At 42.4% G+C, this 13,219-nt stretch carries 7 protein-coding genes and 1 tRNA gene; 7 read left to right on the top strand and 1 reads right to left on the bottom strand.

Annotated elements, in window-relative coordinates:
* Window positions 1-3 precede the first annotated feature (3 nt).
* Window positions 4-80: transfer RNA gene (locus L1070_RS18375), tRNA-Asn, on the bottom strand.
* A 1,026-nt stretch (window positions 81-1,106) separates the two neighbouring features.
* Between L1070_RS18375 and L1070_RS18370 the strand changes: the two genes are divergently transcribed.
* From L1070_RS18370 to L1070_RS18340, 7 genes are all read left to right on the top strand, one after another.
* Complete coding sequence (locus tag L1070_RS18370) at window positions 1,107-2,483, top strand: MATE family efflux transporter (protein ID WP_237126651.1); 1,377 nt, start codon at window positions 1,107-1,109, stop codon at window positions 2,481-2,483.
* On the top strand, window positions 2,483-4,495 hold the full coding sequence (uvrB, locus tag L1070_RS18365) for an excinuclease ABC subunit UvrB (protein ID WP_070987437.1): 2,013 nt from the start codon (window positions 2,483-2,485) through the stop codon (window positions 4,493-4,495). The genes L1070_RS18370 and uvrB overlap by 1 nt, the downstream gene beginning before the upstream one ends.
* An 899-nt stretch (window positions 4,496-5,394) precedes the next feature.
* Window positions 5,395-6,696, top strand: coding sequence for a phenylacetate--CoA ligase family protein (locus L1070_RS18360; protein ID WP_237126650.1), 1,302 nt, complete (start codon window positions 5,395-5,397; stop codon window positions 6,694-6,696).
* Entirely contained in the window at window positions 6,687-7,901 is a 1,215-nt protein-coding gene (locus L1070_RS18355) for an aminotransferase class V-fold PLP-dependent enzyme (RefSeq protein WP_237126649.1), read from the top strand. Before L1070_RS18360 ends, L1070_RS18355 begins: the two co-directional genes overlap by 10 nt.
* Window positions 7,902-7,992: 91 nt before the next feature.
* Window positions 7,993-10,443 carry a penicillin acylase family protein gene (locus L1070_RS18350; protein ID WP_237126648.1) on the top strand — a complete coding sequence of 817 codons (2,451 nt, stop codon included), beginning with the start codon at window positions 7,993-7,995 and terminating at the stop codon, window positions 10,441-10,443.
* A 24-nt stretch (window positions 10,444-10,467) separates the two neighbouring features.
* Window positions 10,468-12,252: a cyclic peptide export ABC transporter gene (locus tag L1070_RS18345; RefSeq protein ID WP_070987167.1), complete on the top strand. Its 1,785-nt coding sequence runs from the start codon at window positions 10,468-10,470 to the stop codon at window positions 12,250-12,252.
* Complete coding sequence (locus L1070_RS18340; protein ID WP_237126647.1) at window positions 12,239-13,219, top strand: sulfotransferase domain-containing protein; 981 nt, start codon at window positions 12,239-12,241, stop codon at window positions 13,217-13,219. The genes L1070_RS18345 and L1070_RS18340 overlap by 14 nt, the downstream gene beginning before the upstream one ends.

Below are 13,219 nucleotides of genomic sequence, written 5' to 3'. Positions count from 1 at the left end.
ATTTGGCTCCCCCTCCCCGACTCGAACGGGGGACCTGCGGATTAACAGTCCGTCGCTCTAACCAACTGAGCTAAGGGGGAAGCGTGTATCTCTCAACGGGGCGAAATATTAATGACCCCTTTGCAAGGTGTCAACCAATAAAACGTCATAAAATTAAAAAACTGTCTCATTCGCTGCTTTTCTATCCGATTTGCTGAAAATTATTGCACTGATACAGCACTAGATAAGAAACGGGATGAGTAAGGTTGTTTGATTATTAATCGAAATCTACAAAATGTGTGATTATTAAGCTTTTGAGCTAAAAAAGCATCGAACTGCGGATTTTATAAGCTTTTCTTTGAGATCCAAATTTGTAGTTGAAGATCTTATAGAAAAGATCGCTCTCTAGAGTGATGAAAATTGTCCTCAATCTATGCCCTAATGGAGATTTTGTGACTAGGGCTGCGAGTAAATCTGCATAGATTTTCCGTCATATATTAAAACTCCTTATTAATCAGGTAGTAATGTTTTTATGCTGTTAAGTGGAATAAAAAGGGCCTATAAAAGGAACGTTCATGTGGATGCTTTTCCACAAAGATCAAGCCGAAAATTTGTTGCTGTGATCGGTCAGATCAACTTGCAATTATTAAGGTGTCAGAAATGATCTCTCTACAGCCCCTTATTCTATTGGTGTTTATTGAGTTATCCACGGAATCTGTGGATAACATTGTTTATTAATATTTAAGAAGTGTGTCAACGCTATGAAAATAGTGCCCTCCAAGCATTTCAATATTTTTTATGGAATTATTTTTTGATAATAAAATCAATACTTTACTAAAATTGCTTATTATTGGCGCAGTTTTTGATATAAGTGAACTTTTTATGACCAAAACGCACTTTTGTTGTGCAAAAAAAATACTCTTGGTTGTTAAATGTGTAACTAATTTGTCATTTAGGGGGGTTTTGAACATTTTTAAGCGCTAGCTCGGTCTATCATAGGCAAATGTCTTTGATCCTGATTTTGTGTATGGTAATCGGTGAGAGGCAAAATCTCAGGTTATTTGACTGGGTTTAAAGTCAGGGATGATCTAAAATGCCAGGCTCACTATAGGAGAATAAACATTACTATGTCGTCAGTGCACAATCCAGATAAAGGCAATGATATCCTAAACGGGGACATTGCAGTCACTTTAAAACGAATGACCATCCCTATGATTTTCGGCATGATCACACTGATGATGTTTAATATCGTCGATACATTCTTTATCAGTTTACTCGGCACCGAACAATTAGCAGCAGTCAGTTTTACCTTCCCAGTGACATTTACGGTTATTAGCCTTGCTATCGGATTGGGTATTGGTACCTCAGCGGTAATAGCCAAGGCGCTTGGCGCTAACAAAATAGAAGAAGCAAAATTTGATGCCACAATTTCACTTTTGATATCTGCGGTTTTTGTATTTTCTCTCTCGGCTGTGGGGTTCGCTCTTATTGAACCAACTTTTAAATTACTCGGTGCGAACGCGCAGGTAATGCCTTATATCTATGACTACATTTCCATCTGGTTTTTAGGTAGCGTATTTTTGATAACTCCGATGATAGGAAACTCGGTGTTGCGTGCCAGCGGTGACACCAAAACACCCAGCTTTATTATGGGCTTTGCGGGGTTAATTAATGCAGTGTTAGACCCTCTACTAATATTTGGTGTTGGCCCGTTTCCTGAACTTGGCATAAAAGGGGCTGCGATTGCCAGTGTGATTGCTTGGGCGGTCGCGGTGGTGATCATCTTATATTTATTGGCAATCAAAAAACGTTTACTAAGTCTGCATGGTGGGCAACAAGGTGTGATAAGTGCGAGCCGTAAAATTCTAAAAATCGGTTTTCCTGCTGCAGGAGCTAACATGCTGACTCCGATGGCAATGGCTGTGATGACCGCCATTGTTGCCGGATATGGTCCGGAAGCCGTGGCCGCATTTGGGGTGGGCAGTCGTATTGAGTCCATCGCAAGCTTAGTGGTGTTAGCGCTGTCTATGACGTTGCCACCGTTTGTCAGCCAAAATTATGGTGCTGGTAAATATGATAGAGTCAAGCAAGCCTACCGTAAAACGCTTCAATTTGTGTTGCTATGGCAGTTGGGTGTTTATTTACTTTTGTTGATTTTTTCTGGGCTGATCAGCCGCACTTTTGGTAATGAACCTGAAGTTGTGAGGGTGATCGAATTGTTTATCTATATCATGCCATTGAGCTACGGTTTACAAGGTATGATTATATTGACGAACTCATCTTTCAATGCATTACATAAACCAATGAATGCGTTGATTTTGAGTGTGGTTCGACTGTTTGTTTTTTATGTGCCTTTTGCGTACGTTGGGTCGCTAGTTGGAGACTTAACAGGTTTATTTATCGGTGCGGCAATTGGTAATCTGGTTACGGCTTGTGTCGCATATCAGTGGTTTAATCATAACCTGACCAGAATGCATGATGCATCACTAAAGGAGTTTGCATGATGAGTGACGAGTTTAAACTAGTATCGCAGTTTTCTCCCAGTGGTGATCAGCCCACAGCGATCGCTCAATTATGTGACGGTTTGGAAGCGGGTTTGGCACATCAAACTCTGTTGGGAGCCACAGGCACAGGTAAAACCTTTACTATGGCGAACATCATCAGCAACCTGAATCGACCAACCATTATCATGGCGCATAACAAGACGTTGGCGGCTCAACTTTATGGCGAAATGAAAGAGTTTTTTCCTGACAATGCCGTTGAGTACTTCGTCTCTTACTACGACTATTATCAACCAGAAGCCTATGTGGTTGCCAGCGACACATTTATAGAAAAAGATGCCTCGATTAATGAACATATCGAGCAGATGCGTTTGTCAGCGACCAAAGCACTGCTAGAGCGCAGAGATACCATCATTGTTGCATCCGTATCGGCGATTTATGGTTTGGGCGACCCAGACTCGTATATGAAAATGATGTTGTTGCTCAAAGTGGGCGACACTATAGATCAACGAGACATGCTCAGACGTCTTGCTGAGCTACAGTATACTCGCAATGATTTGGATTTTAGCCGAGGCACCTATCGCGCTCGCGGTGAAGTAATAGATATCTTCCCAGCGGAATCGGATTCATACGCGATTAGAGTAGAAATGTTCGACGATGAAATTGAGCGTATTAGTATGTTTGACCCGCTCACAGGGGCGGTAGAAAAACATCTGATAAGAGCCACTATCTATCCAAAAACGCACTATGTTACGCCGCGGGAAAAGATCCTTGATGCCATTGACAGAATTAAGGTTGAACTTAAAGACCGCAGAGCACAGCTACTTGATAATAATAAACTGGTTGAAGAGCAGCGTGTCGCGCAACGTACTCAGTACGATATTGAAATGATGACCGAGCTTGGTTATTGCTCAGGCATTGAGAACTACAGCCGTTATTTATCAGGGCGAGCACCGGGCGAGCCACCACCCACATTACTGGACTATTTGCCAGATGATGCATTGATGATCATTGATGAGTCACACGTGACTGTGTCGCAAATCGGGGCGATGTATAAAGGCGACAGAAGCCGCAAAGAAAACTTGGTTGAGTACGGGTTTCGCTTGCCCTCAGCTATGGACAACCGACCGCTCAAGTTTGATGAATTTGAAGCCATAGCGCCACAAACTATTTATGTATCTGCCACACCGGGTGATTTTGAACTGGAAAAGTCAAACGGTGATGTGGCGGAACAGGTTATCAGGCCGACAGGGCTTCTAGACCCACAATTGGAAGTGCGGCCAGTCGCGACGCAAGTTGACGATTTATTATCCGAGATTTATTTACGTGTTGAAAAACAAGAGCGCGTGCTGGTCACAACGTTGACCAAGCGTATGGCGGAAGACTTAACGGATTATTTGAACGATCACGATGTAAAGGTACGTTATTTACACTCTGATATTGACACGGTTGAGCGCATGGAGATCATTCGTGACCTCAGAAAAGGCGTGTTTGATGTGCTAGTAGGTATTAACTTACTTCGTGAAGGCTTGGATATGCCAGAGGTTTCTTTGGTTGCGATTTTAGATGCGGACAAAGAGGGTTTTTTACGTTCAGCTCGTTCATTGATCCAGACGATAGGGCGTGCCGCTCGCCACCTCAATGGTAAAGCCATTTTGTATGGCGATGTGATCACCAAGTCTATGCGTAAGGCGATAGATGAAACGGAGCGCCGTCGTGCTATTCAGCAAGCTTACAACGAGAAGCATGGCATTGAGCCACAAGCTTTGGTTAAGAAGATCACAGATGTGATGGACACAGGCGAAGAGGTGTCAGAGGCAGATATTGCCAAAGCCAAGCTACATAAAAAGCCAAAAGAGGCTATGGCTGATTCTGATCCTAAACAGTTAGCAGCACAAATAGCGGAGCTTGAAGCGAAAATGATGCAACACGCCCGTGACTTAGAGTTTGAACAGGCTGCCAAAGTGCGTGATCAAGTTCATGAGCTGCAGCAGCAATTGTTAGGGATATCTTAGCATATTGATGTGTTGCACTTTGGACATAGAATTGGCCGTTGGTAACGGTCATGTTTGCCTGATCATTATTGCTAACACATGTATGAAAAAGCGGATAAGTGAGAAAATTAGGGACCGATAACTGCTTTTTATAATAATGAAAAATCAAACAATATTGCGACTTAGATGACGCGTAATTTGTGCCTGTATTGGTTCGTGCTGTAAAATGCTTATTTATTCTTGCCCCGTAGCCTAGACTATAACTATACAAAAGTACTAGTTTTATTTTGAAATGTTGGGAAACAGCACAGCAGGAAATCCACAGATATATGTTATGCAAGTCTATCCTGATGATAATTCATACCTACAATCCTAAGTGTGCTCGCAAAGTGTACACCTTACTGAACAGTTAACCTGCGATTAATGGGTATTTTTGCCTATATTATGAACTTTCTTGGTTAAATTTTGCTCCGCATTTGCTTATCTAACATCGATAGTTTTGCTATTTGCAAATATATAAATGTCTAGTGCAATCAACAATTCACAATGTGGGTGCTATGGGAAGCCAATTTTATTGAAGAAATGAGTAGACTTCACCCTTTTGTCTAAGGGAGGGATGTAATGCATTGAAATTTAATATAATAGCTGTGCTTTATATATATTATACGAATGTGATTTAAAAAAATAACTTTATTATTCAATGCTTTAAATGTTTTTCACTAGAGCTGTAGGTCTCTATATTGCTCTATCGATTTGTTTTTTGTTAAATAAATCAGTATTTCGTTATTTTCAACAGTTAATTATTAACAATATTAACAGTATCTCGGTATTTATTAAACTTTAATAACCATCTTGTTCTCAAAAAATAAACGTTATAGTATCGATTTTATAATTTTATTTATATCAAGGAATCGATTGTCGTGGACGTGGCTTTTAAAAAAATAAAAAATGAGCTGGATTATGCGTATAACAACACAGGCTTTTTTAGAAAACATCTTGATCAGGCTGGGCTAACTTTAGCTGATATCACTCAACCCAGTGACCTATTAAAAATACCACCTACAGTTAAACGGAATTACCGCCAAGGGTTCCCTGCATCGGTAATCGCTTCTGGTTATAACTTGAAAAGCCCCTATGTGATGCGCTTTCAAAGTTCTGGTACAGAAGGTGATAGATTAGTGAGTGTGGTATTGTCATATGATCTCGCTAGGCGCCAAGCGAGTTGTATTTCAGTTAACCCAGCGTTTTCGTCTTTATGGAAGCCTGGATTAAAGCTACGTACTTGTCGCTTTGCAGCGCCAAACTGTTCGGACGTTGAATGTGCTAACCCCAACAGTACGATGGAAAGTCGCATGTTGCCGGATGGTACATTGGTGCTGCCGGTATACCATGACTTGCTTACAACGCCAGAACATATGATTCATCGTGCTTTAGATGAGATAGAACAGTACGATCCGCACCTGCTATTTGTTGACCCAACACACTTTGCATTTTTGATTCGAGCCATGAAAAAAGCGGGGAGAGTACCGCACAAAAAAGAGGGCTTCTGTATTATGTCGGGGTACACCCTCTGCACACAGGTAGCACGCCGCCAAATCAAAGAGTGTTTTGGTGACAAGGTCGCCTTTGCAGATATGCTCGGTATGTCAGAGTTGGGCTATATTGGTTTCGAATGCCCAGCAGGCCATCAGCACATTAACACCAAAGATTACCATATTGAATTCATCAAAGATGGACAACTTGCCAAACCTGGCGAGTTGGCTGAGATGGTCATCACTACGCTTGGTGACCGTTTATCCCCTCATATTAGATATGCAACTGGCGATCTTTATCGCTTGAGTCCTGAGCCGTGCCCATGTGGGGACTCTGCACCTATGGTTCGTCATGAAGGGCGCGTTAAAAATGTACTGTGGCTCAATGATGGATCGTTAATCACGCCCAGAGAATTAGATGATCTGATTGGACCTGCGCCATGGATAGACATGTATCAGGTGAACCAATTAGACGATGATGAATTCAGTTTCCATTACATGAGTAATGATGCTTGGACACAACAACTTGAAGATGAGCTAGTTGAAATGCTCAAGGACACTTTAAAAACAAGAAACATCCACTGCTCCACCACAAATTATTTACCCGCAGATCGAGGTGGTAAATTTATGTCATGCGTTTCAAGCGTTGCAGTAAGAGATGAAAAAAGAAGGTTAATATCATGGATTTAGTAAGTTGTAAGTCGGACTTTCCTGTTCTGGAACGCCATATAGATGAACAAAAAATTACCTATTTGGATAGCGCTGCGACCTCTTTGAAGCCACGCTCGGTAATCGAAGCGATGTCTAATTATTACTCACAAAATGGTGTAAATATTCACAGAGGGAAATATTACCTTTCTGAAGAAGCATCCGACTCTTATGAGCGAGTTAGATATTCAATTGCACAATACTTAGGTGCCTATGGTAATGAAATAGTCTTCACCAAAGGTACGACAGAAGCATTAAACATGGTTGCGTATGGCTTAAACCTTCAATCCGATGATATTGTGGTTGGTTTCTTAGACTCACATCACGCGCAAATGCTGCCTTGGCGAAGAGCAGCGGATTTAAGACTGGTTAACCTAAATGACGAAGGTGGTATAGATCTAGATCATTACTATGGGCTGCTTAAACTCAAACCAAAGGTCGTAGTACTAACACATTGCTCAAACGTTACGGGAACAGTTGCGCCTATCGATCAGATGACTAAAGCTGCAAAAGAAGCATGTGATGCAATTGTAGTCGTTGATGCAGCACAATCCATGCCTCACCCTCATTTGCGTATTGATGTTTCTAAGTTAGATGTTGATTTTGTTGCTTTTTCTGCTCATAAAATGCTAGGCCCAACAGGGGTTGGATGCTTATATGGAAAAAGTGCTCGACTGAATGAACTACGTCCACTGGTTGTCGGCGGTGGTATGGTTGATTGGGTTGATATGGAAGGCTCACAAGAACGAAAAATACCCCATCGTTTTGAAGCTGGCACGCCCGCAATTGCATCGACATTGGGTTTTGGTGCGGCACTTAACTATTTGAAGCAGTTTGGTGAAGAAGCATCTTTAGCACACACAGAAGAACTCACTGAAGCAATTATTAAAGGCGCGCTAGCGCGAGATTATATTCAGTTATTGGGGACGAAAAGTGCTAAAAATCGCTGTGCTATTGGTAGCTTAAGAATCAAAGGTTGCGAGGACTTATCAGATATCGCCAGGTCTTTGAGTGACTCTTACGGCATCATGTGCCGAACGGGTCACATGTGCGCTCAGCCCATTGTTGATCAGCAAATGGGTGGCGAGGTGCTACGTATCTCCGCTTACATTTACAACACAACTGAAGAAATTGACCGATTCTATCAATCACTTGATGAACTGGTTTACTTTTTAGGGCTTGTATAACGGAACCCAAAATCCTTTTGGGATCTTTATCACCAAGGAACAGTGTAATTGAAGTCCGTCTGTGTAGGCGACTTCATAAGGAAATATTGACATGCAAATGCGCTCACATCCTTTACTATTTCGTTTTTTAATTTGGATAGTAGCTCCTTTATTGGTGCTATTGGTTTACGGCTACAGCTCGCTGTTGAAAAGTTTGCCGCAAGAAGAAGGGGTTATTAGTCTGTCGGGCATTGACTCATCCGTCAAAGTGGTTCGAGATGAAAACTCAATTCCGCATATCTTTGCCGATAATGATTATGATGCTTACTTTGCGTTAGGTTATGTGCACGCACAAGATAGACTATGGCAAATGAACTTCGCGCTGCGCCTAGCAACTGGGCGTTTAAGTGAGGTGTTAGGTCGAGAGTCGCTGCAAAGTGATAAGTTTATGAGAACGCTTGGCCTTAAGCGAGCTTCTGAGTCTGCTTTAGAGTCGTTAGATGAGCATTCACTCAAGGTGTTGGAGTCTTACGCCAACGGTGTGAATGCTTGGGTCAAGGAGGGTCATACCTTACCGCTTGAATTTCAGCTGTTAGATGTTGAACCTGAGCTATGGCAGCCTGTTAATTCAATTACTCTGGTTAAACTGATGGCATATAACTTAGGTGGGCCATTGAACTTTGGTAATGAGCTGACACTAAGTGCACTGATCAAAGAGCTCGGGGTGGCAAAAGCAAATGAACTAATGCCCAATGTAAATGCAGAGCGCTTTTCAGATATGGAAGCGATTTCACAGCTAGATGAGAGCGTTATAGAGGGCCTACTAGCGCAAAATAACCAGATGCAGCCGCAATTTAACTTAGGCGGGGAAGGAACTGGCAGTAATGCTTGGGTGGTATCAGGCAAGTATACTCAAAGCGGGTTTCCACTGTTAGCGAGTGATCCGCATTTGGGACTAGAGATCCCCGCTATTTGGTATCTCGCTGAGATTAAAGGTGACAAGCTCAGTGTAACCGGTGCGACGTATCCTGGTGCCCCCATCGTCTTGATGGGAAGAAACGAATCGATTGCTTGGGGAACCACCAATATGCTTGCTGATGCGCAAGATTTATATGTGGTTCGTACCAATCCATTGGATGATAATCAGTATGAGGTAGATGGCCAATGGTTTGACATGGAAGTGGAAGAAGAAATTATCCATGTTAGGTCTGATTTTCCTCAATTTTTAACCAACCCTATCCCAGCCGTCAAATGGCCAGTTAGAAAAACCCGCCACGGTCCATTGATAAGTGATGCGATGGGTCGAGTAGAGCGTCCCTTAGCGTTTAGATGGAGTGCACTGGAAAAGCAAGACAAAACGTTTCAAAGCTTTCTCAATATTAATTATGCAAGCGATTGGAACAGCTTTAAATCGGCGTTTGACGGCTATGTCGCACCGGCTATGAACTTTGTTTATGCTGACCAAAACGGAGATATTGGACTTTTTGCTGCAGGCAGCATTCCCATTCGCCACCATAGTAACGGCCGACTACCTGTACCGGGCTGGAATTCGCGTTATGAGTGGAGTGGATACATTCCAAACGACGAGTTACCTCATCAGTTCAACCCCGAAATTGGATATGTTGCAAACGCAAATAACAAGAATCATAGCGAAGAGTACCCTCATCTCATCTCAAATGTTTGGGCTGTGCCTTATCGCGCTGAGCGTATTAATACAACCATTCAAGGTTTGATCGAACAAGGAAAGAAAATTACGGCAGAGGACTTTGTCGCGCTTCAGGGTAATGTGGATAGTTTGCAAACTAAGCAGCTATTGCCGTTTTTCTTAGGGTTATCTCCACAAAATACGCAACAACAAACCACGATAGATAGACTCAAGGGATGGGATGGTGTTGTCTCTGGACAAAGCCAAGAGGCGGTCATCTACGAAGTATGGCTGCGCCACTTTAACAGCTTATTGGTCAGTGACGAGCTGCGTGGAAACATCTTGCATGAAGCCAGAGGAAACAATTTGCAATCTTTTGTAACTCGCTTAAAGCCAACGTTTATAAACGCGGTCATTAATAACAACAGTGCGGTGAAATTCAACTGGTGTGACCGAATCAATACAGAAGAAACGGAAACGTGTGAAGAGTTAGCACTTCTGGCATTGGACGGGGCAATAGATGAAATTAACCGTCAAATTGGCAAAGACGCAACGTGGGGAGAGGTACATGAAAGCTATTTTCCACATCTCGTGTTTACCAACATGCAGTTGTGGAATTCTATCTTTGATCGCGCCATAGAAGGGGGCGGTGATCGCTATACCGTAAACAGTGGTAACTGGGGTTACACGGAAGATAATGGTTACCGCACAGTGTCTACTGGAAATTATCGTCAAGTTATTGATTTAGGTAATGAGAACAAGGGTGGCTTTATAAATAGCACTGGGCAAAGTGGCAATGTCATCAGCGAGCATTATGACGACAACATTGCGCCTTTTAAGCATTTAAAGCTGTGGCCAATGTCGTTAGATACTGACGACCAATCAGTATCCACACTGATATTAGAACCCGCGCAATAGCAGCTGTGTAAAAGGAGCTTAAAAATGAAAGACAATCAAGCGAACTCACCTACAGGTTTGTTTAAGCTGTTAACAGCGACTTCACCCAACAAAGTATTCTTTTCTATTTTGTTGGGCTCGTTGGCGGGGATGGCGTATGCCGTTGTCGTACCTTTAATACTACTTTCGCTACAGCCTGCATTGAGTAGATTGATGCAACCAGAGTTTGAATCTTCATATTGGTTATTGGGCACATTTGAAATCACGTCACCTACCCAAGCATTTTACTATTTTTCAATAGTGATGTTCATTTTGCTATGTCGTGTGACATCTGAAACCATGGTTGCACAAACATCTATCGACGCCACGGTGGGTTTACGCAAAAAGCTATATAAGCGAGTGTCTCAACTACCAATTCAGAGTTTAGAGCAAATCGGTCAGTCGCGCATATTAACGGCAATGAACAATGACATTGCGCGTGTGACAGAAGGGGCAGCAGTATTTCCAAATATTTTGGTGGCATCAGCGACGTTGTTTGGAATGTTGGCCTTTTTGATGTACTTAAAACTTGAAGTGTTTCTATTTATCGTTGCGATCATCATATTTGGTGCGTTGACGTATCGTATTCCGCTATTTTTTGGGCAGAAATATATGGCCCGATCACGTAATAGCTTCGATGGTATTCAAGAAGGGATGCGAGGGCTTATTTATGGTGCCAAGGAACTTAAGTTAAACCAGCAAAAGAAACAAGCGTTCTTGGAAGAGAGTCTTCATGCTTATGAAGAAAAGTTCAGAGCAGCACAAAAACGAGGCCGATTTTATCTAAGTGCGGGCATGAACTACGGCACGCTGATTAGCTTTTTTGCAATAGGTATCGTGACTTACATCATGGCTAATTACTATGGCTTGTCTCAGAACAACCTTCAGGGAATTGTGATGGTGCTGCTGTATATCACCGGTCCGATGGCTGCACTCACCAGTTTGGTAAATAACATCATAATGGCGCGTATTGCCGCGAAAAAGCTTGATAAGTTATTGCAAGAAATGCCAATTGAAGAAACTTCAGATTGGTCTGAGGCGATAGATTGTCAGCAATTACACGTGAAAGGTGTTGAATATATCTATCCTGCAAAAAGCAGCGAGGATAAGGAGTTTCATCTTGGCCCTGTAGATTTAACATTACATCGTGGCGAAGTGACCTACCTAGTGGGTGGTAATGGTTCTGGTAAAACAACGTTATCAAAATTACTTTCTTTGCATTACGTTCCCAGTAAGGGGAGTATCTGCTTTGACGACCAAGCGGTAACGAACCTTAACCGTGAGGCTTGTCGTCAAAGCATATCGGCTATCTACTCAGACTTTTATCTGTTTACAAAACTATATGGTTTAGCCCCAGATGAGCTTGATCAACGCGCAGCTGAAAACTTAAAAGAATTGGGTTTAGATGAGAAAGTAACCATTCATGATGGCGTATTTTCAACCACAGATTTATCTGCCGGACAGAAGAAACGCCTTGCATTATTGGTCACTTACCTTGAAGACCGAACAATCTATGTGTTTGATGAATGGGCCGCAGATCAAGATCCCAGCTTTAAAGATATATTCTACTACCAAATTTTGCCGGAGTTAAAACGCCTCAACAAGATGGTGATCGTCATTACTCATGATGACCGATATTTTCACCTCGCGGATAAGGTAGTGAAAATGGAAAACGGCCAAGTTGCACAAGAGCTAACGAAGGACATGCTGACGCAGCAGGCGTCTGATAATCATGAAGATAATCAGGCTGTTGGCAAACATCGTAGGGAGGAAGCACATGCAGACGGATAAGAGTTATGGCATGGCTGGTGGCGACTTGAAAAAGTTCTTTAGGGCATTTGAACTGTCTACCGAATATCGTGTACGCAAATATCAAGGTAAGTCACTGTTTCACAACCCCACGCAGCTTCTATTTGGGTTAGTGGAATATCAGTTTCTGAGCTACTACTTTTCCAAAGTTCCGAATTGGCGGTTGTTGCTCAGAGGTTTGTATTCCAAAGATAGAATCGCACCCAATTATGTTGTTGTAGGCCCAGTTAAAAGCGGTTCAAGCGATTTGGTGACGCACCTGCAAATGCACCCCAATGTGATGCACCCGTTAGCAAAAGAGATCAGCTGTAAAGGCACTGAGCGCATAAAGCTATTTTACCCAACACGCAGGGAAAAGGAGCGTTTAGAGAGGCAAAGTGGGGGGGTGGTAAGGTGTGGCTATCTTAAGCCTGAACTAAATAACATGGAGATGATGGAACAGCTGTATAAGCTCAATCCTGAGTCGAAAATTATCATTACTCTGAGAGACCCTGTTGCTAGAGCCTATACGCATTGGAAGTGGGAAATGTTTTTAGGTGGCAAGGGATTAGAGAATTCCCCTTATTTCGATAGTTTTGAAAGCTACATAGATAGAGCTTTGGATTTGTTCCCCAGTGTAGCAATGACATCAGCATGTGGTTTTCCCGTATTGGAAACGGGTATTTATTACAAAGCGGTAGAGCAATGGATGGCACGGTTTGGCGAAGAAAATGTTCTGATTCTAGATTCTGCTGAGTATTTCAAAGGGCGTCAGCCGACTTTGGAAAGAGTACAAAAGTTCTTGGGGTTATCCGTTATAGACATTCCTGAATACGGTGAAAAGGCCAATGAGAACCCAATCAAGTTTCCTCGACCCGAGCAAAGTAGCAACGACAAACTCTCTGAGTTTTATCGACCTTACAATCAAAAGCTCTTTGCTTTATTGGGTAAAGATTTTGACTGGAAATAG

This window comes from Pseudoalteromonas sp. MMG022 (assembly GCF_021654245.1).
GTDB lineage: Bacteria > Pseudomonadota > Gammaproteobacteria > Enterobacterales > Alteromonadaceae > Pseudoalteromonas > Pseudoalteromonas amylolytica.
This window is presented reverse-complemented; position numbering and strand designations above follow the sequence as displayed.